Consider the following 24,906-nt stretch of genomic DNA (forward strand, 5'->3'; position numbering starts at 1 on the left):
GGGTTGCCGAGTGGCAGGGCACGGTGGAGCCGTCAGTCCAGGCAGAACTCGTTGCCCTCGGGGTCGGTCATCACGATGAAGCCGGCACTCATCGGGGGATCGGGCTCGTGGCGACGTACCCGCGTCGCTCCCAGCGCGACGAGCCGGTCGCACTCGACCTCCAGCGCCGCCATCCGCTCCTCTCCCTGCAGTCCGGGAGCCGCACGGACGTCGAGGTGGACGCGGTTCTTGGCGACCTTGTCCTCCGGCACCTGCTGGAAGAACAGCCGTGGGCCGTGCCCGTCCGGGTCCTCGACGGCCGAACTCGTGTTGCGCTGCTCCTCCGGTACGCCGACCCGCGCGAGGAAGTCGTCCCACGCGGCTAGCGGGTCGGCGTCCTCGGGCAGGTCGACTCCGGGCGGGGCCGGGTGGACGTAGCCCAGGACGTCGCGCCAGAAGGACGACAGCGCCCGCGGGTCGTGGGCGTCGAAGGTGACCTGGATGTGGCGGCTCATCGGGTTGCTCCGTTCGTAGCGGGTTTCGTGTGCAGGTAGAGGTCGCGCAGCAGGCAGACCTCGGACAGGTGGTGGATCAGCTCGCGGTGGATGTGCAGCACCAGATCGGCCATGGGCGCCTCGGGGAAGGGCTCCTTCGCGCCGATCGGGACCCGGAGCCCGGCCTCGCCGAGGCCGCGAACCCCGGCCAGCCAGACGTCGAGCTGGGCCTCGAGCTGGTCGAGCGCGGTGGCCGCGCTGCCGGCGTACTCCCAGGTCTCGTACGACGCCGCCGGCGCGCCGAAGTGCGCCGCGTTGCGCGCGGCGAGCACGCCGACGATGACGTGACCGAGTCGCCAGGCGATCGTGGTGAACGCCGCGGGGACCGGCGGGGGGAAGGCGTAGTCAATCGTGAAGTCCCCGGCACCGACCTGCGCGGGCGCCGCCGAGCTGCCGCGCGGCCGCACGCTCCAGGCGTCCGGCACCGGCGACCAGAAGTACTCGTCGTCGGTGAGGCCGTCGAGCCGGGCTCGGAGCTGATGGGTCCGGTGGAACTCCCATTGCTCGCGCAGCGTCCGGTTCCAGTCGAGTTCGTCTGCGTCCATGGAGCCACCCTGACACCTCTGGCGGACAGAATCGGTCCGCTATCTGGCAGGGTGGGCGACATGACAGGGGCAAGCGGTGACGAGCGGGGTACGACGGAGCGGGTGCTCACCCTGCTCGGGCTGCTGCAGCAGCGCCAGGTCTGGACCGGCCCCGAGCTCGCCGACCGGCTCGGGGTCACGCCACGCACGGTACGGCGTGATGTCGAGCGGCTGCGCACGCTCGGCTATCGGGTGCATGCCAGCCAGGGTGTCGGCGGCGGCTACCAGCTGGGCCCGGGGCAGGACCTGCCGCCGCTGCTTCTCGACGACGAGGAGGCGATCGCCACCGCGGTCTCGCTGCTCGCCGGCGCGGGTGACGCGGTCGCCGGCGCCGGCGACGCCGCACTCCGGGCGCTGACCAAGCTCGACCGGGTGCTGCCCACCCGGCTGCGGCACGAGGTGCGCGCGCTCTCCGGCTCGGTGGAGTCCTTCGGCGGAGGCCGCACGCCGGTCGACCCCGAGGTGCTCATGACGCTGGCCAGAGCCTGCCGCGACGAGGTCGAGGCCGGCTTCGACTACCCGTCCGGGAGCGAGGTGCGACGGCGGCGGGTCGAGCCGTACCGCCTGGTCGCCTCCGACCGGCGCTGGTACCTCCTCGCCTACGACCTCGATCGCGACGACTGGCGCAGCTTCCGCGTCGACCGGATGACCGATGTGTCTGCACGGACCTGGCGCTTCCGCCCGCGCGCGGCGCCCGACGCGGCGACGTACGTGCAGGAAGGTGTGGCGAGCCGGGTCTACCCGCACCAGGCGCGCTTCCTCGTGCACGCGTCGGCCGACACGGTGCGCGCGCAGATTCCGGCGTCGGCGGCCGTCGTACGACGGCGAGGGAGCGAGCTCTGTGAGGTGCTCAGTGGCGCCGGCAGCCTCGACTTCGTGCTCATGCACGTGCTCCTGCTGGGGCACGACTTCGAGGTACTCGACCCTCCGGAGCTCGGGAGGCGCTGTCGCGAGCTGGCGGAGAGACTGCTGTCGGCGGGTGCGACGATCTCACCGGTGCCGGACATGGAGGAGTCATGAGCCGCGACCACGCCCGCACCGAGGAGCGCGGCGGCCGACACAGGGCGTCCCACAGATGCCCCATCCGCGAGGAAGCGATCTCCAACGGCCCAGCACCCGGATCCTGCGGTACCGCCGCCTTGGCCGGCACCACACCATCTGACAGCCCCACACGACGAATATGCTCGGCCACCACCGCCGGGACGTCCGCCGCTTCGGGAAGTTGCCACCCGAACACCGCCAGGGAGGCCCCGCATCATCTCGATGCGGGGCCTCCTCTGGTTCAGGCGCGTCGTTGCCGATCGAACGCCCGACGAAACAAGGAGGTGGGGTGCTGCTCCGGCGGGTCGGGTCAGCCGCAGAAGTCCGTGACTCCACCGCGGTCACCTTGTGGGACGTGATCCCCGGATCGGTCATCGGGCGCGTGGAGCCCCTGCCCGCGATGTCCTCCCGATCGCTGCGACGGCAACCGTGCTGAGGCGGGGGCGACGTCTCGGGTGACCCCTGCCGCCGTGCCACAGGGGAGACTCACGTCACATTCGTTCCCGTCACATCTCGCCCAGCTATTCCGTCGAAGGTGTGTACCACCAGGAACGGCGGAGGAGCTCACCATGGCAGAATCCATGATCGCGCTGGTCACGGGCGCCAACAAGGGAATCGGATTGGAGATCGTCAGGTCGCTGGCCGGGCACGGGGTGACAGTGCTGCTCGGTGCGAGGGACTCGGAACGGCGCGACAAGGCGACGGCGGCATTGCGGGCGGACGGCCTCGACGTGCACCCGATCGCGCTCGACGTCACTGACCCGGCCACGATCCGGGCCGCCACAGCGCACATCGACGAGCGGTTCGGACATCTCGACGTCCTGGTCAACAACGCCGGCACGTCGGGGGGCGTCCACCATCCGCCCAGCGAGGCCAACCTCGACATCGTCCGCGAGGTCTTCGACACCAACGTGTTCGGCGTGATCAGGGTCACCAACGCCATGCTGCCCTTGCTCAAACGATCCGCGGCGGGCCGCGTCATCAACGTCTCCAGCGGTTTGGGGTCGATGACGCAGATGACCGATGCCGATCATTACGTGTCCCGGCTGCCCGCGCAGGTCGACTATCCGGCGTCCAAGGCGGCGCTGAACGCCCTCACCGTTCAGTATGCGAGGGAGCTGCGGGAGCACGGCATCGCGGTCAACGCGGTCGCCCCGGGACTCTGCGCCACGGACTTCAACAAAGAACTCGGTTTCCCGATCGCCCGGACCGCGGCCGAGGGCGCGGCGATCGCCGTGCGGCTGGCGACCCTCGAAGGGGACGGGCCGACCGGCGGCTTCTTCGACGACAACGGTGAGGTGCCCTGGTAGCCGTCAGACTGACGTGCGGAAGCCACGGCGATGCTGGTTCAAGCGAGCCGATCACGCAGGTGCGGCGGCCGCCGCCCGGTTCCACCCAGCCGCACGAGGACACGAGGGCGCTGTGGCGCCTTCTGGCCGTCAGTGCGCAAGCCGGGTGACGAGCTCTCTGAGCTGCTCGGGCCGGGGGTTCGCGCCGGTCAGGACGGTGGCCAGCCGCTCGCCCGCGACCTGGCCCGTGGCGATCGCGGCCAGCCCTGCCGCACCCGCAGGCTCGAGGAGCACTCCCAAGGTCCGCGCCACTCGCTCCATGGCAGCGGCGATGGCCTCGTCCGTCACCAGCACCATCTCGTCGACGAGTTTCCGCGCCCGCTGCACGGACTCCTCGATGGGAGTGCGCACCGAGATCCCTTCGGCGAAGGTGTGGATCTTGTCGATGGCGACCGCGTGCCCTGCCTCCAGGCTGCGCAGCATCGAGGGCGCGCCCGCGGCATTGACCCCCACGATGCGGGTGGTGGGCGAGTGCGCCTTGATCCAGCGTGCCACGCCGCTGATGAGGGCGCCGTCTCCGACAGGAAGCACGATGGCATCGAACGTCTGGCCCGCGGCCAACTCCACGCCGATGGTGCCGGCCCCCTCGGCGACCGCCGGTTGCAAGCCGTCCCTGATGAAGACGACGTCGGAATGATCAGCGGCGTACGCCGCCGCGGCGGCGCGGGCGGCCGAGCCGTCCGCACCGGCCAGGGTGACGCAGGCGCCGAAGGCCTCCATCCTGGCCTGCTTGCCGGGGTTGATCGTCTGCGGGACGAACACCTGGACCCGCATGCCGCGAGCTCGCCCCGCGTAGGCGACGGCCTGCCCGAAATTCCCCGATGACGCGCAGATCACCTGTGTGCCCCGTTCAAGGGTGCTCAGCATGAAGTCGGCGCCTCTGCCCTTGAAGCTGCGTATGGGGTTGGCGGTCTCCAGTTTCACCGTCACGGTGCGGTCCAGTAGCTCGTCGACATATTGCGGGGTGTTGAGGAACTGCGGGTCGATCGACCGCGCGGCCTCGTCGATTCGAGCCAGGTCGAGATCCATGGTGGTCACCTTTCGTCAGGGGGATCAGCCTCCGACGCTAAGCGAACAGGTGATCGATGCGATTGAGAATTTTCGCGTTCAGGCGCAATAATTTTGCATGGATGAGATCGATCACCGCCTGCTCGATCTTCTGCAGGACGACGCAGGCCGTACCTTGTTCGAGCTCGGCGAGTTGATCGGCCTCTCGCCGAGTGCCGTGCAACGTCGCATCGCCCGTTACCGCGCCGACAGAGTGCTGCTCAAGGAGGTAGCCGTCCTGGATCCTCGGCGTCTCGGGCCCGTGGTCCTGGCCACCGTCCTGGTGACGCTGGTCCACGAGACGTTCGAGCACCACCGCGCCTTCGCCGACAGGATGAGGGAGACGCCGCAGGTGCAACAGTGCTACAACGTCGCAGGCCCCTGGGACTATGTCGTCATCCTGGCGGCTCCGAGCATCCACGAGTGCGGAATGCTGGGGAACCGGCTGTTCAAGAGCGACGACAACATCCAGCGGTACGAGACGCTGATCGTGTTCGACACGGTGAAGACCGGCCTCGCGATCCCGTTGGCCAACGCGTAGCCGTCACGGGTCGGGCATACCTGCCGGCAACGGGGGACGAGGCCGCGGCCGCGCGGGTGTGTACAGACTGGGGAGCCGGCGGGGTGGCGCGCTGCCCTTTCGTCATTCTGATGGAGGAGGAAAGGGCGGCGGCTGGGGCGCTGGCCCTACCACGGGTGCCGTTCGCGCGGAGGAGGAAACGGGCGGATCCCAACCCTAGATTCAAGGCATGACGCATGGGGATGCGCGGCCCGGCCGATGGTCGCGGCGGCTGTTGCGGAGGATCGCCGTCTGGGGCGCAGGCCTGCTCGTGCTGGCGGCGAGCGCGGGGTTCCTCTACGAGACGATCGCCAGGCAGGGCGACTCCGAAGACCATGGGGCACCGGGGCGGCTGGTCGATGTGGGCGGCCACCGCCTGCACCTGCACTGCACTGGGGTCGGCGCCCCCACCGTTGTGCTGGAAGCGGGACTGGCGGAATCGAGCGCGAGCTGGGAGGTGATCCAGCGGCGGCTCTCCACGGGCAACCGGGTGTGCTCCTACGACCGGGCCGGATACGCCTGGAGCGAGGATAGCCCCTCGCCGGGTACGGCGGAGCGCGCCGCGGGTGACCTGCGCACGCTGCTGGCCGTTGCAGGGGAGGCAGGGCCGTACGTCCTCGTCGGGCACTCCTACGGCGGCAACACCATCCGCGTGTTCGCCGATCGCTGGCGGAACCTGACCGCCGGGCTGGTGCTGGTCGACGTCACCGACGAGACGGCCGTCGGGGCGCTTGCGATCTCCCGGCCACTGATGGCCGCCCATTTCACCGCCTACCAGGTCGCCGCCCGCCTCGGCCTTGTCCGGCTGATGGGCGACGCCCTCGTGCCTCCTGAGGCCACCGCAGCGGCTCGCCGCCATGCCGTCGTCGTCTACGGGGCCGGCAGCATGGCGGCCGCTCGAGCCGAGGCCTGGGCCGGAGTGGACAGCGCCGCCCAGGTCCGCGCGACGGTCCGCCCGCGAGCGTGGGGTGACCTGCCTGTCGTGGTGATCTCCGCTGCCGGCCAGCCTGCGGCCGTCACGGAACAGGCCAGGGGTCTGGCCGCGCTGTCGACCCGTGGTCGCCTGGTGATCGCGACCACGACGGACCACTACGTGCAGCACGCTCAGCCCGACCTCGTCCTCGACACGATCCGGGAGGTCGTTTCCGCACGCGAACGGTAGTGACCGTGCTCGTCGATCGCACCGCGCGGGCGTGACGGCGAGGACCGTCGGAACGACAGACTTGGCGCAACGGTGAACCGTTGGCCGGGTGCGCAAGCTCTATGCGATGGGTATTGAAGCGGTACATATGCACTCACGACTCTGTAATGCCGTATTTATTAGTGAGTCCGACGACCTGTCCGACCTGCTCGCCCAGCACGGCCTCAGGGTGACCGAGCACGTACGGCAAGCGGACAGCATCGCCCCCGCACTCTGGCGCCGCTCCGACAGCCTGCGCCCGGCCGACCTGTGCCGCCTGGCTCGCGCAACCGTGCGCCCGGAATGACGGTGCACGCCCTCTCCCGGTCGTCACCAGGACGAGATGGGCACCGCCGCCCGGCTCTGATCGGTTGCCACCGGCTTGAGGCGGCAAAGGGTTAGCGAAAACCTGCCCCCGGTGAGAACAGCGTGAGGGCGGCCACCGTCCGGACCCGGGCCTGCCGCGCTCGCGGAAGGAGATCAGCTCATGCGTGCCGTCACCTACGACGCCTACGCCGCCGACAACTCGCGGCTGAAGGTCGGCGAGATCCCCGATCCCAAGCTCGGGCCGAGCGAGGTGCTCATCGAGGTTCGCGCGGCCGGGGTCAATCCGGTGGACTGGAAGATCATGGCCGGTCTGCTGGACGGGATGATGCAGACGGTGTTCCCGGTCGTGCCCGGCTGGGACGTCGCCGGGGTGGTGCGGGCGGTCGGGCCCGACACCCCGGAGTTCGCGCCCGGCGACCAGGTCATGGCATACGCCCGCAAGACCGTCGTGCAGGGCGGGACGTTCGCCGAGTACGTCACGGTGCCGGCCCCAGCGGTCGCCCGCAAGCCGTCCGCTCTCGACTGGAACCAGGCCGGAGGGCTGCCGCTGGCGGGGCTGACCGCGCAGCGCAGCCTCGACCGGCTCGAGATCGGTCCTGGCGAGATCCTGCTGGTGCACGGGGCATCGGGCGGGGTCGGCGGTTTCGGGGTGCAGATCGCCCGCGACAGGGGTGCCCGCGTCATCGGCACCGCCTCCGAACGCAACCACGCCCACCTGCGCGAGCTGGGCGTCGAACCGGTGGCCTATGGGGAGGGCCTGGCCGACCGTGTCCGCGAGCTGGCCCCGGACGGCGTGACGGCGGTGGCCGACTTCGTCGGCGGCCAGCTCGAGACGACCCTCGCCGTGCTGGCTCAGGGTGGCCGGCACGTTTCGGTCGCCGACAACACCGTGGAGCAGCACGGCGGCCACTGGGTCTGGGTCCGGCCGGACGGCGCCAAGCTCGCCGAGCTGGCCGAGCTGGCCGACCGCGGGGCGCTGAAGGCCGAGGTGGGGCAGACCTTCCCGCTGGAGCAGGTCGGCGCGGCCTTCGACATCAGCCGTGGGGGCCACGTCCGCGGCAAGCTGGTGATCACGCCCTGACCTCGGCAGGCCACTCGCCCGGGTCGTTGACACCTCCTTGCCTGGCGTGCGAGGAGGTGTCCTGGGGTCTTTCCCACCTCATCGGCGTCATGGCGTCAGCAGGAAATCCCGTGCCCGTTCACCCCCGGGCGTCGGTCGTGGGCTTCTACCCGCCAGGCGCCAGCGATCACGGACGCGATCGGAGCGGCGGCGGGCGTGATCGTGCGGGTCAGGTGCGGAAGGACGCGACGTGGGACGTGTGGTGGTAGGCGGCGGTGACGGTGGCCAGCTCGTCGGGGGACAGCACGTCGGCGATGTCGCTGAAGCCGTCGGGCGCACGGGCCGCCACGAGGGCGAGGATGTCGTCGGCCGGCATGGCCCGGCAGGCGGCGACGACGGCGTTGGTCAGGGGAAGCCGGACGGCCTCGTAGGAGCGCAACCCTTCGGTGGGCTCGGACGCCTCCGACAGCGCGGCGGCGAGGGCCCGCGCGTCGAGGATCGCCTGGGACGCGCCGTTCGACCCGATCGGGTACATCGGGTGGGCGGCGTCCCCGAGCAGGGTGACGGGGCCGAAGCCCCACGCGGGCAGCGGATCCCTGTCGGTCATGGGCAATTCGAGCACGTCTGGCGCGGCCGCGAAGAGGGCGGCGACGTCCAGCTCGGGGAGCGACCAGTCGGCGAAACGCGCGGCGAGATCGGCGCGGATGTCGCGCAGTGGGCGGCCCGGAGCAGGCGCGGGCCCGCGCACCTCGGCCACCCAGTTGAGCTGGACGAGGCCCCCGTCCGCACGTGAGATCGGGTACACGACGAGCTTGGCATGGGCGTTGCACCCGTAGACGGCGACGGTGTGCCCCGTCAGGAACGGCGCACCCCGGCTGATGCCGCGCCACATCGTGATCCCGTTGGTGAGGGGCTCCCCCTCGTCCGGGTGGAGGCGGCGGCGCACGGTCGAGCGCAGTCCGTCCGCGCCGATCAGCGCGGCGGCGCTGAGCGTCACCTCCCGCCCCGACACCCGGTCGCGGCAGGTGACCGCTACGCCCTGCGGGCCGTCCGCGAACTCCTCGACGGCGAGCCCGAACCGCACGGCGCCGGCGCCGAGCCGGTCCCGCACGGCCCGCAGCAGCAGCATCTGCAGCTCACCCCTGTGCACCGAGTACTGGCCCTCGCGCGGCTCCCGCCAGATGAGGTTGCCGTGCCTGTCGAAGTGGGCCATCTCCGCGACGGGAACGCCGAGCGCGGCCAGCTCCGCGCCGAGGCCGAGCCGGGTCAGCTCCTCAACCGCCGCGGGCAGCAGGTTGATCCCGACGCCGAGCGGCTCGCACCGCCTGGTCGCCTCGACGAGCTCGGGGGTGAGGCCCGCTGCGTGCAGGTGGAGCGCGGCCGTCAGACCGCCGATCCCAGCACCCGCGATCAGTATCCGCATCAGTCCGCGACCGCCTCCAGCAGATGGACGTCGAGCGGCAGGCACGCGTCGGAGGTGAGCGAGAACCCGACCGCGCGCAGCAGCTCCCGGTACTCAGCCAGGGTACGTTCCCGCCCCCCGACGTTGTTGACCATCATGTGAACGTCCCAGGCGGTGGCGAGCGATGGCTCCTCGGGTCGATCGGGCAGCTGGCGGCGGTGGTTGGGAATCGGTCAGCTTGCCGGCGTCGGTGACAGAGCACTCCCGTCACTGCGAACCTCGAACGGCAATGGGTGCACAGCGCTACGATGACCGGCCATTGATCACTTAGGAGGTGTTCGCATGGATTTCGGGGTGCTGGCTGTGCATGCGCATCCGGACGACGAGGCGATCTGGACCGGCGGGACCCTGGCCAGGTACGCCGACGAGGGCGCCAGGACCGCGGTCGTCACGTGCACGTGGGCAGAGGGGACCCAGCGGGCCGGCGAACTGGAGCGCTCTCTGGACATCCTCGGCGCGGGCAAACCGAGGCTGCTCGGTTACGCCGACGCCCGCAAGCCCGAATCCGCGCCCGGCAGCCCGCGCTTTCTGGACGTGCCGTTCGACGAGGCGGTGAAACGGGTCGTCGAGCACATCAGGGAGTTCAGGCCCGATGTGGTGCTCACGTATGACGGGTACGGCTCGTACGGACATCAGGATCACGTGCACGTGCACCGGGTGACCATGGCCGCGGTCGAAGCGGCCGGGTACGACCAGCTCTACCGAGACGCAGGCGATCCCTGGAGGCCGCGCGCCCTCTACCTGGCGACCATCCCGCGATCCGTCGTGGCGTCACACTGGCAGGCGGTGTTCGGAACGCCTCCCGAACCGGACCAGAAGCTGCCGGGCGTCCCCGACGAGCAGGTCGCCACCCACCTGGATGTCGGGCAGTGGGCCGAGCGCAAGTGGGCGGCCATGCATGCGCACGAGTCCGAGGTCGGGCGTGGCGCGTCGATGACCTTGCTCACCTCACTGCCGGAGCAGGCCCGCGCGCAGATGCTGGCGAACGAGTGGTACCGGCGCGTCTCCTACACCGGTGCCCCGGAGACCACCCTTTCGGGGCCTTGATCTCGAGTCTTTGAGGCGTCGGGACCCGACTGCCCGCGCCGACCCACACACCAGGACCCCGTCAGCTCAGGCTGCCGGGGTCTTCTCGCATCATCTTGAACGTCCGGCGCACCGGGTCCGGCCGAGCTGGGGTCTGGGAGGGGTTGTCCTCTGGAGAGAACGACACGGGCGACATCGACGAGTTCCTGGGCCGGGATGTCGGCGGTGAGATGTGTGGCGAATGACAGCACGAATCCTTTCATGGTGTTCGCGCCTCTTATCTGTGTCCCAGCGACCCGCGCTGGGACGGGACCTGGAGGTCGTCATGATCGTTGGTGTCATCATCGCCGTCGCGGCCGTGCTCATCTGCACATGCAGCGTTGTCGTGCTACGCCGCCGGAGCCGTTCGCGTGGCTGAGTTGATGTGGATGGTCGCTGACACGCTCGGCCCTCAGCACCGCCATGAAGTCGCGGACCGCGCTTCGGAACACGCCACCGGGAACACCCGATTCGCCCCGAGGAGGCGACCATGACTATGACTGACGAGCGCACCTTCGCGAGCAGCTCACTGCCCCGGCACCTGATGCGCGGTGCGGTGGGCTTCGGCGCACTGATCGGCTCGGTCCTGCTCATTCCGGTGGCCGGGCTGGGCAGCTTGCTGCTCGCGCCTGTTGGCCTCCTGGCGCTGCGCGGGTGTCCAGCCTGCTGGGCGATTGGGCTGATACAGACCATCTCCATGGGCCGATTGCGCCGTTCGTGCGTGGACGGCCGCTGTGAGCTGACCACCGCCGACCGCCCCCGGGCACATCAACACGAGGACGGACGCCATAGCGAATCGGTCGGGGCGTAGCGGACCTGTACTCCCGGCTGCGGAAGTGCAGGACCCTCCGCAGGTCTGCCATCCATCGCCAGACCGGGACCCGGACAAGGAGGCTGTCGGGCTCTGAGGTCCGGCGCCGCGCTCGCCCGTGTACGCCGGCCGTACCCGGCTTGGCCCGGATGCACGGCCACAACACCGGCAGCGGCCGGCGTACAGGACTCGATCTGCTGACCGGCGAGCCGATCTGGTGAACGCCTTGCGATAGGCGCTCACCAGATCGGCTCGCCGTGGTATGAGGGCGAGGAGGCGGTCGAGGCTGTCCAGCCCGCCTGCTCGGCTACTATTTGGCAGAGCCCGTGCAGGCGCTGTGCAGGGCCGGTTACCGGGTCGGGCCGGATCCCGACGACGATCAGACGCTGCAGGCACGGACGCGATCCAGGCACGTGCTGCATACAGTCAGGGCGTGCGGTGCTGGTGTTGCTCGGGCAGGTGGCTGGCCGGGTGGACCCACAGGAGGACGTTGTCCGGCCGCGCGGTCCCCGCTTGCTCCCACTGCTGTCGGAAGAACTCAAGGACCTGCCGGTCGGAGTGGCGCAGGCTGAAGTGGGTCAGGACGAACAACGTCTGCGGATGGGCCTCGACCACGGGTCGCAGCTGGCTCCAGACCGTGTGCCCGATCCGGTTCGCGCGCTCCAGTTCGGCGTCCTCGAGAAAGGTGCATTCGGTGATGATCACCGGGTATTCGAACAGCCACTGATTGCGGGCGAACACGTTCACATGCGTGTCGCCGAGGAAGGCGAACAGCGGTCGCCGGATCTCGGTGTCGACCTCGACCTCCTCTTCCCGTTTCCGCGCCATGATGCGGCCGAACTCGCCACCCCTGCCCTGCCGTATCAGGGACTGCCGCAGCTGTTCGAACTCCGGCCGCAGTGTCTTGCTCCGCTGCGAGAAGGCGTATCCCACACAGGGCACCTTGTGCTCGCACTCCACCACACGCACGTGGTGTCCCCGCCGTCCGAAGCTGAACTCGTCGTCGCGCCGTACCCCGTGCAGGCGGTGGCCCGTCGCCAGGGCGGGATCGAACCCCGCTCCGTGGTTCAGTTCCGCGGATGCGCGCAGGTAGGACTCCACGTACGGCACCGCCTCGGCGGGCAGGTAGATGTCCGTTCCGGAGGGATTGGCGGCCAGGTAGTCAAGGTCCTTGGAGTGGTCGTGGTGGGTGTGGGTCAGGAAGACCGTGTCCACCTGCCGTCCTTCGCACAGCCCCGCGTCGAGGCAGCACCGCAGCTCGGGGATGTGGAAGAACGTCTTGTCGTTCGCGCGGGAGTAGCCGGTCAGGGTCAGCTCGGTGCCGGGTATCCGCCACGTCTTCCACTGCCGGAACGGGTGTCCCCGCTCCAGGCGCGCGGGGTGGTCGGCCGCGGTCATGTCCGGTTGGGTCATTTCTCGGTCGGCCTCGTGCGGTCACCCAGGCGGCGCCGGAGCGCTTCGATCTTCGCCACGGACTCGCGGGACTCCTCGACCTCCATGTCGTCGATGGAGCCCGCACCCCGGTTCCACGGTTGCATGATCTCCCATTCGTTCAAGCGGTGCCGCGCGGAGAGGTACTCGTGCACGACCGCGAGGAGGGACTGGCCGCAGGGCTTGACGGACAGTTCGCCGCCTTCGGCGGCTCGGCGCCACGGGACGGCGGTCACGGTACTCCGGCCGCCGGCGAGCTCACTCAGGCGGTAACAGTGGATCAGGTCGCCGTGCGGCACCCACGGCTGCGGGGACCGGTGCAGGTGGTACCTCCACGTTCCCCGGTCCGGCAACACGCCGGCCCCTTCCTTGATCTGCACCCGCAGCCTCAGCCGCACCGGGTCCTTCCACGCCTTGTCCACCATCAGATTCGCGCCGCCTCCGGCCGGGTACCGCCGGAGCACACCCATCCAGTTCCAGATCGCGCCCGGTGGGCTGAGCACCCGGGGCATGTGCCAGCGCAGCAGGTCGGGGGCCAGATGGCGCAGGTCGTCCGCGATCAGGTCGGCGATCTCCTGGCCGCATGCCCGCGCCACCGTGGCAAGATCGATATCCAGGTCGATACCCGCCGCCGCGCAGGCGCCCTCCACATCACCGGCCAGCCGCCGCCCGGTCGCGGCCTCGATCATCCACATGGGACCGCGTACCGGCGCACCCGCTGGTACATCGCCAACACCGCCCGGCGTCCCTTGGGAAGCTCATCTGCCCGGATCGGGACCTCGTCGCTCACCGCGGCGCTCCTCTTAGACGCTCGCGGCATCGTCCACGATGGACGAGACCCGACCGACCTGTGCCCGTTCCACATCGAACTCCCCGGTGCGCCTGATCTTCTGCAAGATCTTCGCACAGGCCGGTGTTCGGGTGGCCGTATTGATCGACCGCCCTACTGCTTGGCTCCTTACATGGTGCCGGGGAAGTGGGGCGTAATAGCCGCCTACCTCGTCGCGGTAGCTCTTGTCCTCGTAGGCGGCCTCGTTGAATTCCGGCGCGTCTTTGATCTCCTGCTTGCTGCGGGAGACGAAGACGGTGCGCTTTTCCCGATCGATGCCGGCCACCGTACTGGCGGGCGGCAGGACCTTCTTTCCGAAGATCCAGGGGCCGGTGTCGACGACGATGTAGCTGTCGCCTACCGCATTGTTGGCCTCGTCCACAGACCCGATTGTGCCGTCGGTGGCCTCCACGTGGACGCGTAGCGCTTGAGCTGGGGTAACGCACGTGCGCGGAACGTTATCATGCAAGATCATCTGTTAGGGTCGGAGATCTATTGGAATCGAAGATCACCGGCCAGGAAGCGAGTCCCCTTATGTCCGACCTCCCCCCGACGGACGAAGGTTCCCGCAGCTTCACCTTCCCCGGCGACCACACGGACACCGTCCCGTCGCTTCACCTGCTCGCCCTGGAGGGCACCCCCGGCTTCTCGTACGAGACGATCCGCCCGCAGCTGCGCGACACCGACACGCTGGCCTTCTGGCCGATGGTCGTGAACGACGTCGACGTGGTCGCGGTCGGGATGAACGCGAAGGTGTTCCCGCTCGACCGTGAGAACGTCACCCGGCTCGTCGACCTGCTGGGCCTCGCGGACGACGCCCCGCACCAGTTCGTGGTGCAGATCGACTGCGACCCCGCCAATCCCGACTTCCTGAGCGTCGAGGTCGGCCTCGGCTGGGTCGAGCTCCGGCTGTACCAGGAGCGTATGTACACCGGCGTCCGTGTGATCATCCCCGCTGACCGTCGCGACGAGGTGCGCGAGGCGCTCACCGCGCTGACCGAGCTGCTCGCGCCCGCCCAGCCCGTGGCCTGACGGCACCGCGCATACCGGACTGCCCCCTTACCCGATCCTGCGCCCATGTCCACACGCCGCCAAGAACCCGATCCTGCGCCACACCGACGCACCCAGCCGAACGCGAAAAGGGAGGCACACCATGACCGACGAGATTGAGTGCCGGCCGTACTCGCACACCACCAACGACCGCCGACTTCGTCACACGTCGGCCTGTGCCCACCTCGACGGGCCGGGGGAGCGTTCACGCTGATGCTGGAACTGCTGCCGGAACGGATGCGCGGGTGACCGAGCTGGACGTCCGCGGAGGCGAGCAGATCACACTGCGCGGTACGGCTCCCGCTCAGAACGAGTTCGAGCTGGCCGATCTCATGCGCGCGATCGGCTTGGACCCGCTCATGGTGGCCGCGACGGAGGGGTGGCTGGCCGGCGAGAAGCGCACCTCGGCGGCGACGCGGCGCGGCTACTCCATGGACCTGTCGTGGTGGCTCGTCTACTGCGCGTCCCGCGGCCTGGACCCGGCGGACGTGCATCCGCTGGAGGCCGGCCGATACATGGCCGCGCTACGCGAGCATGGCCTGTCGCCTGCGACGCGGGCGCGCCGGAAGTCGGCGGCGTCATCCTGGTATGCGTACATCCTCCGGGCCGGCGCCGTGGTGAGGGACCCGTTCGCTGGTATGGAGTCGCCATCGGTCACGCAGGAGTCGAAGACGCGCGGCCTGTCGAAGGCCCAGCTCGACCGGATGCTCGCGTGGGCGCACCAGGACGCCGAGAAGCGACGGAGCGCGTACGAGGGGCGGCGCGGGTCGTTCTCCCGGGCCCGCGACGGGGCGCGGACGTACGCGCTGCTGTGCCTGATGGTCGTCACCGGCTGCCGGGTCGGCGGCGTGATCGGCGCGCAGCTGTCCGGCCTCGGCCAGGACCGCGAGCACCCCGTGGTCGACCTGCCGGTGACCGGCCAGACCGGGAAAACGCGGCGCTTCCCCCTCCCCGCCTACGCCGCCGCGGCGTTGAACGCCTACCTAGAGTTCCGCGGCGACGACGACGGGCCGCTGTTCCGCACGGACGCGGGCAAGCCAATGGCGCAGTCGGCGATCTTCCGGCAGATCCGGTGGGTGGGCGGCAAGGCCAAGGTGCCGCACGCGGTCCAGCTCTCGCCGCGCTCGCTGCGGCACGCGGTGGCCACCTACCGGCCGGGCACGCCGGGAGCGCAGCCGCACAGGGTGCAGGAGCCGCTCGGCCACGCCGACCCGCGAACCGCGATGGAACCACAGCTCAGAGCCATGGCGACAGATTCGGTAGACCCCCATAAAGGACCGACTAATGCATACTCCATACTGAATCCATGAACGAGAAGATCGTTAACCGTCGCACCGTTCTGAGTATCGCCGGCCTGATGGCAGGCGGAATGCTGTTAGACGCCGGAGCGGCGCACGCGCGCCCTCGGTCCTCCGAGCCGGCGATGAGCCCGCCCACCCCGGACGAGGCCTGGGCGAGGCTCAGGGAAGGCAACCGCCGCTGGGCCTCCGACACCGCGATCCATCCCCACCAGGATCGCGCCCGACGTGCCGAGGCTGCCCGCAAGCAGGAGCCCTACGCTGTCGTCGTCTCGTGCATCGACTCCCGGGTGGCTCCGGAGCTCGTCTTCGACACGGGAGTCGGCGATCTGCTCAGTGTGCGCAGCGCCGCCCAGACGATAGACCCGCTCGTGTCCGGAGCCATCGAGTACGGCCCTGCCGAACTGGGCACCCCCTTGATCGTGGTGCTCGGCCACCAGCGCTGCGGAGCGGTGGCGGCCGCCGCGCACGCGTTGCACGAGCAAACCACGCTCCCCGGTCACCTCCAGGACATCGTCGAGGCCCTCCGCCCCGCCTACCGGCGCGCCCACGGGAACGTGGACAAGATGATCAGAATCAACACCGCCGACGTCGTGTCCAAGCTGAAGTCCGACAAACTGCTCGCCGCGCGCATCGCCCGCAAGCAACTCAAGATCGTGGGCGGCTACTACTCCCTCGACACCGGCCAGGTCACCCGAGTCGTCTAGCTGCGATTGTTCACCTGACGACCCACCGCGCTCGCTCAAGAGGCGGCGGTACGGCAGGCAGGCCGCTGACCGGGTGCGGGTGTTCCCGCTCAGCGGCCCGCCGAGCGCTCGATCTGGCCCGCTTGAACACCCGCACCCGCATGGACGCGGTCCGCATCGCCACCCAGGCCGGCTGGCTCTGACCTCCCTGCGGGCATGAGCCGTGATCATTGTCGCGTGGAAGTCCCGGGTCTCCAGCCGAGCTCGACCGACTGACGGCATCTATCGTGATCGTCGCCTGAGCTGGTGAACAGGGCGGTCAGCATGGGCACGCCATGGGCGAGCGCTCGGTGTGGCAACGGACCCGTGACCACAAGGGACGCCAGGCCGTGACCGATGGCCCAGCTCTGTGTCGCCAGTTCCAGCGGATCGACGTCGCTGCGGAACCGACCGGCGGCCTTGGCCCGTTCGACGGCGACTACCAGACAGTGCAACGTCTCATCCGCGGCCGCGGCATCCTCCAGCTCGAACCCGGCATCGAACATGACCCGGTAGAGATCGGGGGCGGCCAGGGCGTTGGACAGATACGCGGCACCCAGGGCGGCCAGGTCCCGCACCGGATCCGCGGACATCGAGACCGCCTTGAGCTTGGCGGCCAGGCGGGTGAACCCTTCCTGCCGCATGGCCTTCCACAGGCCGTCCATTCCGCCGAAGTAGGTGTAGACCGCCATCGTCGATACGCCGGTTCCGGCAACCAGCGAGCGGAGGGTGACCGGCTCCCGCATTCGAAGCATCTGCGCAGCTCGTTCTATCAGCAGGGAGCGGATCGCGGGATCTTTCGTGCGCGCCATAGCGCCACAATACATAGCATTGCTATGGTTTTGCTGGAGTGCTGATCTTGTGTGCGCCGAAACCGAGGAGCGGTCATGACCGTGAAGCTGTTCAACCCCGACGGGCTGCCGAAACCCGATGTCTACCGCCAGCTCTCGATCGCCACGGGATCGAAACTGGTGTTCCTCGCCGGTCAGGTCGCCCGCGATGCTGAAGGCCGAAGAGTCGGCGAAGGCGACCTCGCCGCCCAGGTCGAGCAGTCCTACCTCAACATCGGCATCGCTCTGGCCGAGATCGGCGGATCCTTCGACGATGTGGCGAAGCTGACCATCTACGTCGTCGACTGGAAACCCGAGAAGATGCCGCTGCTGGGAGAGGGCGTCGCTCGGGCGGCTGCGAAGCTGGGAGTCGACCCGATCAAACCGATCACCCTCCTGGGCGTCGCGGCACTGGGAGAGCCCGATCTCCTGGTCGAAGTCGAAGCCACCGCGGTCATCGACTGAGCCGGCTCAGTCGTCCTCGTCGTCCCACAGGTCGCTGGGCGGCATCGGGTGCTCGTCGTCGATGAGGGAGCTGTCCACCGAGCGCCGCCAGGCGCTGCTCTCGCCGGGGTCGGCCCACTGCTCCTCCAGGCCAGGCTCGTCGCCGATTAGGGGAGCGTCCGATCGCTTGCGCAGGAGTTTCCTGACGCTCAGAGCTCCCGCCCGACGGCGCCCAGCCGCAGCAGTATGGCCTGAGCGTGCACGCCTCGCCGGCGCGGATGACGGAGGTCAAGTGCCCACGACGGCGTGGTACAGCAGCTCGGTCAGCTCGTCGGCGTATGCGGGCTCGCTCACATCCCGCCCGGTGGCCACGCGCAGGAAGACCGCGCCCACCAGCATCTCGAGGAAGACCTGCTGGTCCACCCCCGGCCGTACGCCAGGCTGCGCCAGCGTCCCGGCCAGGTGCGCACGGCGGGGCCGTACCAGCTCGAGGCCGAAGCGCCGCTTGTCCGGCAGGTCGGCCATCAGCCCCAGGAATGCCTGGACCACCTCCGGCCGGCCGAAACGGGCCACCACGGCGTCCACCCACGCCCGCAGGTCACGTCGCAGATCCCCCGACACCCGCGGCGCCGTGCGCTCCGACTGGCCGAACAGCGCCTGCGCGACGATGTCCGCCTTGGAGCGCCACCGCCGGTACACCGCGGGCCGGCTCACGCCAGCCCGCCGCGCGATGGCGTCGATCGAGGCCTGCTGGTAGCCCACCTCGGCCAGCAGCTCCAGCGTCGCCTCCAGCACCCGCGCCTCCACGGCGGGGTCCCTCGGCCGCCCCTTGACAGGGGCGCTGTCCGGTTTCACCATTACGTTCCAAACCGTAACGTAAATCACACCTCAGGCGCAAAAGGTAGGACGGGAGCACCCCATGGTCCAACGCGCCCTCATCGCCCTGCTGTTACTCCTGACAGCCTTCCTCCCCGGATCGTCCCCCGCGCAGGCCCACGCGCGGCAAGGGCTCAGGATCCTCCTCACCAACGACGACGGCTACGGCTTCCCGTTCATCCAGGGGCTACGGCGGGCCCTCACCACGGCCGGGCACGAGGTGATCATCGTCGCCCCGGCAGCCGATTCCAGCGGGAGCGGCACCGCGTTCAACGCCAAGTTCGGCACCACCATCGAGGCGGCGGAGAAGTCGCCGGGCGTCTGGTCGGTCAGCGGCAGCCCCGGCGACGCGGTGGCGTTCGGCCTGCGGGTCGTCTTCGCCGGCGACCCGCCGGACCTCGTGGTCTCCGGGCCCAACGCGGGGCAGAACGTCGCGGCCGTCGTCAACCACTCCGGCACCGTCGGCGCCACCATCGCCGCGCTGGACAACGGCGTGCCCGCGGTCGCCTTCAGCACGGCCGTGGACCTCACCACCAACCCGCCGTCCTTCCCCAGCGCCCAGCAGTCCATCGCCTTCGCCGTCAAGGTCGTCGACCGGCTGGCGAGCTCGCGCCAGATCCTGCCGCCGCGGACGGCGCTCAACGTCAACTACCCGGTCAAGCCCAACGGCACGGTGAGCTTCGCCCGGCTGGGCACCTCGTCGTTCATCTCCACCGGGTACGCTCCCGCGCCCGAGGCCTGCGCGGCCTGCTATCGCATCCAGCCGGTGGTGGCCACCGAGCCGGACCCGGTCCGCGACGCCGATCGCACCCTGCTGGACGCCGGGCACGTCACCATCACGCCCCTCGACGGCAGCTGGGAGGCCGCGCCGGCCGTCACGGCGCTCCTGCGCATACGGCTGGCGGGCTTGACCCCGTGAGGCCCGTCAGGCGCGCCAGGCGTCGGCAGCGTCCTTGGCGTACTGGGTGAAGTCGCGCGCCGGCCGGCCCAGCGCCTGCCGTACCCCGTCGGCGAGGTTCTCGTTGCGGCCGTCGAGCACCTCGGCGAACAGCGCGTTGAGGCCGACGATCTCGTCCTCGGGCAGGCCCGCCGCGCGTGCGCCGTCGGCGAACTCCTCGGGGGTGACCGGCACGTAGGTGACCTCGCGGCCGCTGGCGGCGGAGATCTCCGCCGCGGCCTCGGCGAAGGAGAGCAGGCGCGGCCCCGTGAGCTCGTACACCTTCCCGGCGTGCCCGTCCTCGGTGAGGGCGGCGGTGGCCACGTCGGCGATGTCCTCGACGTCCACGAAGGGCTCGGTCACGTCCCCGGCGGGTAGCGCGATCGTGCCGCTCAGCACCGGGTCGAGCAGCCAGCCCTCGCTGAAGTTCTGCATGAACCAGCTGCAGCGCACGACGGTGGCCTCGACGCCGGAGCTCAGCACGGCCTGCTCGGCCTGCTGGGCCAGTTCCTCGTTGCGGCCCGACAGCAGCACCAGGCGGCGTACTCCGGACTGTACGGCCAGCGCGGTGAACTGGCGGATGCGGTCGAGGGCGCCGGGGAAGGCCAGATCGGGATAGTAGGTGATGTAGACGGCATGGACGTCGCGGACGATCGGCGCCCAGGTGCTGCTGTCCTCCCAGTCGAAGTCGGGGCGGGAGCCGGCGCGCACGTCGCGCCCCATCGCCTTCAGCCGGTCCGCCACGCGGCGGCCGGTCTTGCCGGTAGATCCGAGAACCAGGATGGTGGTGTTGTTCGTCATGGCTCTAGTCCACCAGCCTGCGATGAGACTGAACATCGTCGAGACGCTCAGGCCCATAAGCGATCGTCTCAGACATCGTCCGCAAGCCGTCATCCCGTCCGGCAAGAACAAGGGCGAGTACCCGCCGGTCGCCACCGTCGGCCACGACGACACTGCTCTCGAGCGTGCCGAGCTGTCCTCGATCCGGCGCACGCCGTCCTCAACGCGCAGGCTGGTGCCGTGGCTCTCCCGCGCCCACGATGGAGCCGACCAAGGCCCCAAGGTCGCGCATGCCCGGGCGCCCTTCCCGCCCTCGCTACTTCAGCGCGCCCGCCGTCAGTCCCGTGACGATGCGGCGCTGGAAGAACAGGACCAGCAGCACCAGGGGGATCGTGACGAGGACGCCCGCCGCCATCTGCGTCCCGAACGGGGTGTCGAACTTGGCCGCGCCGGTGAACTGCGCGATGCGTACCGTCGCCGTCTGCCGCCCCGGATCGTTGATCATGGTGACCGCGATGATGAACTCGTTCCACGTCGCGATGAACGCCAGGATCGCGGTGGTGAAGATCCCGGGCGCGGCCAGGGGGAGCATCACCCGCCGGAAGGCCGCGAACGGCGTGCAGCCGTCGATCATCGCCGCCTGCTCCAGCTCGTACGGCAGCTGCCGGAAGAACGTGGTGAGGTTCCACACGGTCAGCGGCAGCGCGAACGACATCGACGGCGCGATCATCGCCTGGTAGGTGTTGATCCACCCGATCGCGGTGAACAGCTTCAGCAACGGCACGATCAGCAGCGCCCCGGGGAACATGGAGACCGCGATGATCAGCGCCAGGATGAGGTTCTTGAAGCGGAACGTCAGCCTGGCCAGGGCGTAGGCCGCCATCGTGCCGATCAGCAGCGTGACCGCGGTCGTCACCCCCGCGACGATGAGGCTGTTGCCGAGCGACTGGCCGAACCCGACCCCCTCCTCGAAGACCGCCTGGTAGGACTCGAGAGACCATGGCGCAGGGATGGGGGACTTGTCGTATATGTCGGCGGTGCGGCGGAAGCTCGACACCACCATCCAGTAGAACGGCACCAGGCAGTAGAGCGCGATGCCGATCATGCCGGTCCTACGCAGCATCGGCGGTCTCCTTCTCGCGGGCGCGCACGTCGCTCAGCAGGTCCGCGCCCAGCAGCTTGACGAACACGAAGGCGATCAGCGCGATGTACACGAACAGCGCCGTGCCGTACGCCGAAGCGGGCCCGTAGTGAACCCTGGTCGCCTCGTCCCAGATCAGCCCGGACAGCGTCTCCACCGAGTGCTTGCGCGGCCCGATGAGCACGTACGGCAGGTCGAAGATGCGCAACGCGTCCATCAACCGGAACAGCACCGCCACCAGCAGGGCGGGCTTGACCAGTGGCAGCGTGATGCGCCAGAACGTCTGCCTGGGCGAGGCCCCGTCCACCCTGGCCGCCTCGTAGACCTCACGCGGGATGATCTGCAGCCCGGCCAGCACGAGCAGGCCCACGAACGGGGCCGTCTTCCAGGTGTCCGCGACGATCACGGCCAGCTTGGCGTAGACGCCCTCGGCGGTCCACAGGATCTCCGTGCCGAGGAGCGTGTTCGCCACCCCGTCCGCCTGGAAGATCCACTTCCACATGAGCCCCGACACCGCGGTCGGCACCGCCCACGGGATGAGGATGCTGGCCCGCAGGACCGCCCGCCCCCGGAAGGCCCTGTTCATGACCAGCGCCATCGCCACCCCGAGCACGACCTCGAGCAGGACGGTGACCACCGTGAACAGCGTGGTGTTGAAGGCGGCGTTCAGGAACCGCTCGCTCACCACGCCCGCGTAGTTGGCCAGTCCGGAGAACCGCTCACCCTCCACCACGAAGCCGTCGGCGTCCAGCGTCTCGCCGCTGGTGTAGAACGACTCGCGCAGCGCCGCCACCAGCGGGTAGAACACCACCAGCGCGAGCACGACCAGCGTGGGCGAGAGCATGGCCGCCGCCAGCCACGACTGCCCGCGCGCGACCTCCCGCCGTCGCCTGCCCGGCCCGGTCGCGACCGGGCGCCGCTCCTCGGTCAGCGTGACCACCGTCCTGCTACCTCCCTCGGTCCGTACGGCATGCCGTACCGGATGACCATGCCCGAACAGCGTGCCCGGCTACTTGAGCAGCGGGCCGAGCGCGGACTGCAGCTCGGTCAGCGCCTGGTCGGCGGGCTTGGTCCCGGAGACGATCGCGTAGGCGGACTCCTGGATGGCCGCGGTCACGTCGCCGTACTTCACCGCGGCGGGTCGCGGCTTGGCCGCCAGGATGGCGTCCTTGAGCGCGGGCAGGTACGGGTACTTCTTGATCAGCTCGGGGTCCTCGTACAGCGAGGCGCGGGCCAGCGGGGTGGAGTTGATCAGCGCGAACGCCTTCTCCTGCTCGGCCGAGGTGACGAAGGCGATGAAGTCCTTGGCGGTCTCCTTGTGCTTGGAGAAGGACGAGACCGCCAGGTTGTTGCCGCCGAGCGTGCCCGCGCCCGGACCGGTCAGCCCGGGGATCGGCGCCACGTCGAACTTGCCGTTGACCTTGCTGGAGCCGTCGGTCTTGCTGGCGTTCTCGTACATGTAGGCCCAGTTGCGGTAGAAGAGCAGCTTGCCCTCCTGGAAGGCGACTCTGCCCTCCTCCTCCTTGTAGGTGATGGCCTCCTTGGGGATCAGCCCGCTCTTGAAGCCGTCGGCGAGGAACCTGGCGCCCTGCTTGGCCGCGTCGCTGGTGAGTTGCGGCCGGCCGGAGTCGTCAAGGAACCGGCCGCCCGCGGAGTTGATCACCTCGGCGAAGTTGACGGTCAGGCCCTCGTACTTGTCGAACTGGCCGCCGTAGCAGCTCATGCCCTTCTGCTTCGGCAGCACCTCGGCGCAGATCTTCTTCATCTCGTCCCAGGTCCTGGGCGGCTGCTCGACCAGGTCCTTGCGGTAGTACAGCAGGCCCGTGCCGGTGAACAGCGGCATCGCATAGAGCTTGCCGCGATACTTGCCGGTCTCGATGGAAGGAGGCAGGAAGCCGGTCACGTCGAAGCGCTGCCCGGTCAGCTCGTCGGCCCACCGGTTGGCGGCGAACTCGCTGGTCCACACCGCGTCGATGAGGATCACGTCGAACGAGTCGGACTTGGTCTGGGCGTTCTGGATGAGCTTGCGCCGCTGCTCGTCCGCGCTCTCGGGCAGCAGGACGGAGGTGACCTTCTGGTCGGGGTGTGCGGCGTTCCAGGCGTCGACGATCTTCTGGGTTGCCTCGGCCTCGAACTTGCCGCTGGCGAAGGTGATCGGCCCGCGGTCGCCGCCGCCGGACTCGGCGGCCTTCTCCGCGGTGGGGGTGGAGCCGCAGGCCACCAGGCTCGCGCCCAGGGCCAGGACGGCCGCGATCTGCTTACCGTGCATGGGGGGTGGTTCCTTCCAGAGTGACGATCTCGCCCTCGAGGCGGGACCTCTCGGCCGCCCAGGCGATCAGATGGCTGTGCAGGCTCTCGCCGGGCGAGGAGAGAATGGGGGAGCGGTCCCTGGTGGCGACCGCGGTGAGGAAGGCGTCCACGAGCCCCTGGTCGCCGCCGCCGTGCCCGCCGGCGGCGCCGGCGTCTCCCATGGGCCGGGTGTCGACCGTCTCCACCTCGCGGGTGACGAAGTCGTGGACGGTCAGGCGCTCCCCGTCGCCCTCGATCGAGCCGCGGGTGCCGAAGATCCGAGTCTGCCGGTGGCCGGCCGGGGTGAAGCCGGTCATCGTGAACGACGCGGTGGCGCCGCCCTCGAACTCCATGTTCACGACCTGGTGGTCCACCACGTCGTTGTCGCAGTCGTAGACGCACCTGCCGTACGGGCCGGTCCTGAGCGCCTCCAGCAGTCCCCGCTCGGAGACGTCGTCGGAGAGCACCGACGCCGGCCACACGTCCTGCCCGGCCAGCGGCAGGTAGATGCGCTGGGCGGCGTACGGGCAGTCCGCCGCGACCGCGCAGTCCAGGCAGCGGTCCGCCGCACCCGCGGGCTTGTTCTCCGGGCGGAAGTGGTGCAGCCCGCCGAACGACGACACCCTGGTGACCCGCTTGCCGGTGATGTGCACCAGCCAGTCGAGGTCGTGGCTGGACTTGGCGAGCAGCATGAACGTCGACTCGTCCGTCCTGCGCCAGTTGCCGCGGACGTAGGAGTGCGCCTGGTGCCACCAGCCGACCGGCTCCAGGTGCTGGACGCTGACGATCTCGCCGATCCATCCCGCGTCGAGCAGCGCCTTCAGCGCGCTGGTGTACGGGGTGTAACGCAGCACGTGGCAGACGGCGAAGATCGCGTCGTGCCGGTCGGCGGCGGCCACGATCCGGTGGCAGTCCTTCTCCGTGACCGCCATCGGCTTCTCCAGCAGGATGTCGTAGCCGAGCGCGGCGAAGCGCTCGGCGGGCTCGACGTGGTCGGCGTCCTGCGTGGCGATGACCACCGCGTCCGCCTGGCGGGGGAGCGCGGCCAGCTCGCGCCAGTCGGCGTACGGCGTCGCGCCGGGGAACCTGCCGCGCCGTACGGGGAGCGGGTCGGCCACCGCGACCACCTGGGCGCGGCCGGACTCGACGGCGTGGCGGGCGTAGGAGGTCCCCCGAGAACCCGCGCCGACGACGGCGAGAGTCACCATCATGCCTCCACTTATGTAACCGGATTACGTATGTCGGCTGATGCTAGGAT

28 protein-coding genes are annotated in these 24,906 nt (G+C 69.7%); 13 read left to right on the forward strand and 15 right to left on the reverse strand.

Annotated features, from left to right (window positions below):
• Positions 1-32 precede the first annotated feature (32 nt).
• Both H4W81_RS09405 and H4W81_RS09410 read right to left on the reverse strand, forming a co-directional pair.
• Positions 33-494, reverse strand: coding sequence for a VOC family protein (locus tag H4W81_RS09405; protein WP_192774439.1), 462 nt, complete (start codon positions 492-494; stop codon positions 33-35).
• Complete coding sequence (locus H4W81_RS09410) at positions 491-1,078, reverse strand: DinB family protein (protein ID WP_192774440.1); 588 nt, start codon at positions 1,076-1,078, stop codon at positions 491-493. The genes H4W81_RS09405 and H4W81_RS09410 overlap by 4 nt, the downstream gene beginning before the upstream one ends.
• Positions 1,079-1,138: 60 nt before the next feature.
• Between H4W81_RS09410 and H4W81_RS09415 the strand changes: the two genes are divergently transcribed.
• Both H4W81_RS09415 and H4W81_RS09420 read left to right on the forward strand, forming a co-directional pair.
• Entirely contained in the window at positions 1,139-2,137 is a 999-nt protein-coding gene (locus tag H4W81_RS09415; protein ID WP_192774441.1) for a helix-turn-helix transcriptional regulator, read from the forward strand.
• Positions 2,138-2,727: 590 nt separating this feature from the next.
• Positions 2,728-3,468, forward strand: a complete 741-nt coding sequence (locus tag H4W81_RS09420; RefSeq protein WP_192774442.1) for an SDR family oxidoreductase — start codon at positions 2,728-2,730, stop codon at positions 3,466-3,468.
• 129 nt (positions 3,469-3,597) lie between these two features.
• Here H4W81_RS09420 and H4W81_RS09425 read toward each other — a convergent pair whose 3' ends face one another.
• A complete protein-coding gene (locus H4W81_RS09425) occupies positions 3,598-4,536 on the reverse strand; it encodes a threonine ammonia-lyase (protein ID WP_192774443.1) in 939 nt (312 codons plus the stop codon).
• 97 nt (positions 4,537-4,633) lie between these two features.
• Between H4W81_RS09425 and H4W81_RS09430 the strand changes: the two genes are divergently transcribed.
• The 4 genes from H4W81_RS09430 to H4W81_RS09445 all read left to right on the forward strand — a co-directional run bounded on the left by H4W81_RS09430 (position 4,634) and on the right by H4W81_RS09445 (position 7,701).
• Positions 4,634-5,095 carry an Lrp/AsnC family transcriptional regulator gene (locus tag H4W81_RS09430; protein ID WP_192774444.1) on the forward strand — a complete coding sequence of 154 codons (462 nt, stop codon included), beginning with the start codon at positions 4,634-4,636 and terminating at the stop codon, positions 5,093-5,095.
• A 208-nt stretch (positions 5,096-5,303) separates the two neighbouring features.
• Positions 5,304-6,275 carry an alpha/beta fold hydrolase gene (locus tag H4W81_RS09435; RefSeq protein WP_192774445.1) on the forward strand — a complete coding sequence of 324 codons (972 nt, stop codon included), beginning with the start codon at positions 5,304-5,306 and terminating at the stop codon, positions 6,273-6,275.
• 88 nt (positions 6,276-6,363) lie between these two features.
• Complete coding sequence (locus H4W81_RS09440; RefSeq protein WP_192774446.1) at positions 6,364-6,600, forward strand: hypothetical protein; 237 nt, start codon at positions 6,364-6,366, stop codon at positions 6,598-6,600.
• A gap of 180 nt (positions 6,601-6,780) precedes the next feature.
• Positions 6,781-7,701 (forward strand): NADP-dependent oxidoreductase, encoded by a 921-nt coding sequence (locus H4W81_RS09445; RefSeq protein ID WP_192774447.1) that lies wholly within the window; start codon positions 6,781-6,783, stop codon positions 7,699-7,701.
• A 208-nt stretch (positions 7,702-7,909) separates the two neighbouring features.
• Here H4W81_RS09445 and H4W81_RS09450 read toward each other — a convergent pair whose 3' ends face one another.
• Both H4W81_RS09450 and H4W81_RS09455 read right to left on the reverse strand, forming a co-directional pair.
• Positions 7,910-9,103 (reverse strand): FAD-dependent monooxygenase, encoded by a 1,194-nt coding sequence (locus tag H4W81_RS09450; RefSeq protein WP_192774448.1) that lies wholly within the window; start codon positions 9,101-9,103, stop codon positions 7,910-7,912.
• Positions 9,103-9,240 (reverse strand): hypothetical protein, encoded by a 138-nt coding sequence (locus H4W81_RS09455; protein WP_225958523.1) that lies wholly within the window; start codon positions 9,238-9,240, stop codon positions 9,103-9,105. The genes H4W81_RS09450 and H4W81_RS09455 overlap by 1 nt, the downstream gene beginning before the upstream one ends.
• 184 nt (positions 9,241-9,424) lie before the next feature.
• Between H4W81_RS09455 and H4W81_RS09460 the strand changes: the two genes are divergently transcribed.
• Entirely contained in the window at positions 9,425-10,189 is a 765-nt protein-coding gene (locus tag H4W81_RS09460; protein WP_192774449.1) for a PIG-L family deacetylase, read from the forward strand.
• A gap of 514 nt (positions 10,190-10,703) precedes the next feature.
• Positions 10,704-11,018, forward strand: coding sequence for a hypothetical protein (locus H4W81_RS09465; RefSeq protein ID WP_192774450.1), 315 nt, complete (start codon positions 10,704-10,706; stop codon positions 11,016-11,018).
• Between the two features lie 426 nt (positions 11,019-11,444).
• Here the strand turns inward: H4W81_RS09465 and H4W81_RS09470 are convergent, their stop codons facing one another.
• The 3 genes from H4W81_RS09470 to H4W81_RS09480 form a co-directional block, all read right to left on the reverse strand.
• Positions 11,445-12,431, reverse strand: coding sequence for an MBL fold metallo-hydrolase (locus H4W81_RS09470; protein ID WP_192774451.1), 987 nt, complete (start codon positions 12,429-12,431; stop codon positions 11,445-11,447).
• Complete coding sequence (locus H4W81_RS09475) at positions 12,428-13,144, reverse strand: hypothetical protein (RefSeq protein WP_192774452.1); 717 nt, start codon at positions 13,142-13,144, stop codon at positions 12,428-12,430. The genes H4W81_RS09470 and H4W81_RS09475 overlap by 4 nt, the downstream gene beginning before the upstream one ends.
• A 108-nt stretch (positions 13,145-13,252) precedes the next feature.
• On the reverse strand, positions 13,253-13,660 hold the full coding sequence (locus tag H4W81_RS09480) for a hypothetical protein (RefSeq protein ID WP_192774453.1): 408 nt from the start codon (positions 13,658-13,660) through the stop codon (positions 13,253-13,255).
• A 152-nt stretch (positions 13,661-13,812) separates the two neighbouring features.
• On the opposite strand from H4W81_RS09480, the gene H4W81_RS09485 reads away from it, so the two are divergent.
• The 3 genes from H4W81_RS09485 (at position 13,813) to H4W81_RS09495 (ending at position 16,333) form a co-directional block, all read left to right on the forward strand.
• On the forward strand, positions 13,813-14,310 hold the full coding sequence (locus H4W81_RS09485; RefSeq protein ID WP_192774454.1) for a hypothetical protein: 498 nt from the start codon (positions 13,813-13,815) through the stop codon (positions 14,308-14,310).
• Between the two features lie 263 nt (positions 14,311-14,573).
• Positions 14,574-15,638: a tyrosine-type recombinase/integrase gene (locus tag H4W81_RS09490; RefSeq protein ID WP_192774455.1), complete on the forward strand. Its 1,065-nt coding sequence runs from the start codon at positions 14,574-14,576 to the stop codon at positions 15,636-15,638.
• Between the two features lie 113 nt (positions 15,639-15,751).
• Positions 15,752-16,333, forward strand: a complete 582-nt coding sequence (locus tag H4W81_RS09495) for a carbonic anhydrase (RefSeq protein WP_225958524.1) — start codon at positions 15,752-15,754, stop codon at positions 16,331-16,333.
• A gap of 206 nt (positions 16,334-16,539) precedes the next feature.
• Here the strand turns inward: H4W81_RS09495 and H4W81_RS09500 are convergent, their stop codons facing one another.
• A complete protein-coding gene (locus H4W81_RS09500) occupies positions 16,540-17,163 on the reverse strand; it encodes a TetR/AcrR family transcriptional regulator (RefSeq protein WP_192774456.1) in 624 nt (207 codons plus the stop codon).
• A gap of 75 nt (positions 17,164-17,238) precedes the next feature.
• Between H4W81_RS09500 and H4W81_RS09505 the strand changes: the two genes are divergently transcribed.
• Positions 17,239-17,646 carry a RidA family protein gene (locus tag H4W81_RS09505; protein WP_192774457.1) on the forward strand — a complete coding sequence of 136 codons (408 nt, stop codon included), beginning with the start codon at positions 17,239-17,241 and terminating at the stop codon, positions 17,644-17,646.
• Between the two features lie 267 nt (positions 17,647-17,913).
• Here H4W81_RS09505 and H4W81_RS09510 read toward each other — a convergent pair whose 3' ends face one another.
• Positions 17,914-18,483 carry a TetR/AcrR family transcriptional regulator gene (locus H4W81_RS09510; protein ID WP_192774458.1) on the reverse strand — a complete coding sequence of 190 codons (570 nt, stop codon included), beginning with the start codon at positions 18,481-18,483 and terminating at the stop codon, positions 17,914-17,916.
• Between the two features lie 61 nt (positions 18,484-18,544).
• Here H4W81_RS09510 and surE point away from each other — a divergent pair, with 61 nt between their 5' ends.
• The gene (surE, locus tag H4W81_RS09515) at positions 18,545-19,420 is read left to right on the forward strand and encodes a 5'/3'-nucleotidase SurE (protein ID WP_192774459.1); all 876 of its coding nucleotides are present in this window, start codon (positions 18,545-18,547) and stop codon (positions 19,418-19,420) included.
• A gap of 6 nt (positions 19,421-19,426) precedes the next feature.
• On the opposite strand, the gene H4W81_RS09520 is transcribed toward surE, so the two are convergent.
• The 5 genes from H4W81_RS09520 to H4W81_RS09540 all read right to left on the reverse strand — a co-directional run bounded on the left by H4W81_RS09520 (position 19,427) and on the right by H4W81_RS09540 (position 24,859).
• The gene (locus tag H4W81_RS09520; RefSeq protein WP_192774460.1) at positions 19,427-20,239 is read right to left on the reverse strand and encodes a Rossmann-fold NAD(P)-binding domain-containing protein; all 813 of its coding nucleotides are present in this window, start codon (positions 20,237-20,239) and stop codon (positions 19,427-19,429) included.
• A 295-nt stretch (positions 20,240-20,534) separates the two neighbouring features.
• On the reverse strand, positions 20,535-21,341 hold the full coding sequence (locus H4W81_RS09525) for a carbohydrate ABC transporter permease (RefSeq protein ID WP_192774461.1): 807 nt from the start codon (positions 21,339-21,341) through the stop codon (positions 20,535-20,537).
• Complete coding sequence (locus H4W81_RS09530; RefSeq protein ID WP_318781628.1) at positions 21,331-22,299, reverse strand: carbohydrate ABC transporter permease; 969 nt, start codon at positions 22,297-22,299, stop codon at positions 21,331-21,333. The genes H4W81_RS09525 and H4W81_RS09530 overlap by 11 nt, the downstream gene beginning before the upstream one ends.
• A gap of 69 nt (positions 22,300-22,368) precedes the next feature.
• Complete coding sequence (locus H4W81_RS09535; RefSeq protein WP_192774462.1) at positions 22,369-23,628, reverse strand: ABC transporter substrate-binding protein; 1,260 nt, start codon at positions 23,626-23,628, stop codon at positions 22,369-22,371.
• Positions 23,618-24,859, reverse strand: coding sequence for a Gfo/Idh/MocA family protein (locus H4W81_RS09540; protein WP_225958525.1), 1,242 nt, complete (start codon positions 24,857-24,859; stop codon positions 23,618-23,620). Before H4W81_RS09540 ends, H4W81_RS09535 begins: the two co-directional genes overlap by 11 nt.
• Between the last annotated feature and the right edge of the window lie 47 nt (positions 24,860-24,906).

The organism is Nonomuraea africana (assembly GCF_014873535.1).
Classification (GTDB): Bacteria; Actinomycetota; Actinomycetes; order Streptosporangiales; family Streptosporangiaceae; genus Nonomuraea; species Nonomuraea africana.

Bases quoted from the DNA above. Each gene is read 5' to 3' on its own strand.
- H4W81_RS09460 (WP_192774449.1), top strand. From the start codon at position 9,425: ATGGATTTCGGGGTGCTGGCTGTGCATGCGCATCCGGACGACGAGGCG.
- H4W81_RS09485 (WP_192774454.1), top strand. From the start codon at position 13,813: ATGTCCGACCTCCCCCCGACGGACGAAGGTTCCCGCAGCTTCACCTTC.
- surE (WP_192774459.1), top strand. From the start codon at position 18,545: ATGGTCCAACGCGCCCTCATCGCCCTGCTGTTACTCCTGACAGCCTTC.
- H4W81_RS09500 (WP_192774456.1), bottom strand. From the start codon at position 17,163: ATGGCGCGCACGAAAGATCCCGCGATCCGCTCCCTGCTGATAGAACGA.
- H4W81_RS09410 (WP_192774440.1), bottom strand. From the start codon at position 1,078: ATGGACGCAGACGAACTCGACTGGAACCGGACGCTGCGCGAGCAATGG.
- H4W81_RS09465 (WP_192774450.1), top strand. From the start codon at position 10,704: ATGACTGACGAGCGCACCTTCGCGAGCAGCTCACTGCCCCGGCACCTG.
- H4W81_RS09520 (WP_192774460.1), bottom strand. From the start codon at position 20,239: ATGACGAACAACACCACCATCCTGGTTCTCGGATCTACCGGCAAGACC.
- H4W81_RS09425 (WP_192774443.1), bottom strand. From the start codon at position 4,536: ATGGATCTCGACCTGGCTCGAATCGACGAGGCCGCGCGGTCGATCGAC.
- H4W81_RS09510 (WP_192774458.1), bottom strand. From the start codon at position 18,483: ATGGTGAAACCGGACAGCGCCCCTGTCAAGGGGCGGCCGAGGGACCCC.
- H4W81_RS09420 (WP_192774442.1), top strand. From the start codon at position 2,728: ATGGCAGAATCCATGATCGCGCTGGTCACGGGCGCCAACAAGGGAATC.
- H4W81_RS09535 (WP_192774462.1), bottom strand. From the start codon at position 23,628: ATGCACGGTAAGCAGATCGCGGCCGTCCTGGCCCTGGGCGCGAGCCTG.
- H4W81_RS09525 (WP_192774461.1), bottom strand. From the start codon at position 21,341: ATGCTGCGTAGGACCGGCATGATCGGCATCGCGCTCTACTGCCTGGTG.
- H4W81_RS09475 (WP_192774452.1), bottom strand. From the start codon at position 13,144: ATGTGGATGATCGAGGCCGCGACCGGGCGGCGGCTGGCCGGTGATGTG.
- H4W81_RS09415 (WP_192774441.1), top strand. From the start codon at position 1,139: ATGACAGGGGCAAGCGGTGACGAGCGGGGTACGACGGAGCGGGTGCTC.
- H4W81_RS09450 (WP_192774448.1), bottom strand. From the start codon at position 9,103: ATGCGGATACTGATCGCGGGTGCTGGGATCGGCGGTCTGACGGCCGCG.
- H4W81_RS09455 (WP_225958523.1), bottom strand. From the start codon at position 9,240: ATGATGGTCAACAACGTCGGGGGGCGGGAACGTACCCTGGCTGAGTAC.
- H4W81_RS09540 (WP_225958525.1), bottom strand. From the start codon at position 24,859: ATGATGGTGACTCTCGCCGTCGTCGGCGCGGGTTCTCGGGGGACCTCC.
- H4W81_RS09445 (WP_192774447.1), top strand. From the start codon at position 6,781: ATGCGTGCCGTCACCTACGACGCCTACGCCGCCGACAACTCGCGGCTG.
- H4W81_RS09470 (WP_192774451.1), bottom strand. From the start codon at position 12,431: ATGACCCAACCGGACATGACCGCGGCCGACCACCCCGCGCGCCTGGAG.
- H4W81_RS09405 (WP_192774439.1), bottom strand. From the start codon at position 494: ATGAGCCGCCACATCCAGGTCACCTTCGACGCCCACGACCCGCGGGCG.
- H4W81_RS09505 (WP_192774457.1), top strand. From the start codon at position 17,239: ATGACCGTGAAGCTGTTCAACCCCGACGGGCTGCCGAAACCCGATGTC.
- H4W81_RS09430 (WP_192774444.1), top strand. From the start codon at position 4,634: ATGGATGAGATCGATCACCGCCTGCTCGATCTTCTGCAGGACGACGCA.
- H4W81_RS09495 (WP_225958524.1), top strand. From the start codon at position 15,752: ATGAGCCCGCCCACCCCGGACGAGGCCTGGGCGAGGCTCAGGGAAGGC.
- H4W81_RS09435 (WP_192774445.1), top strand. From the start codon at position 5,304: ATGACGCATGGGGATGCGCGGCCCGGCCGATGGTCGCGGCGGCTGTTG.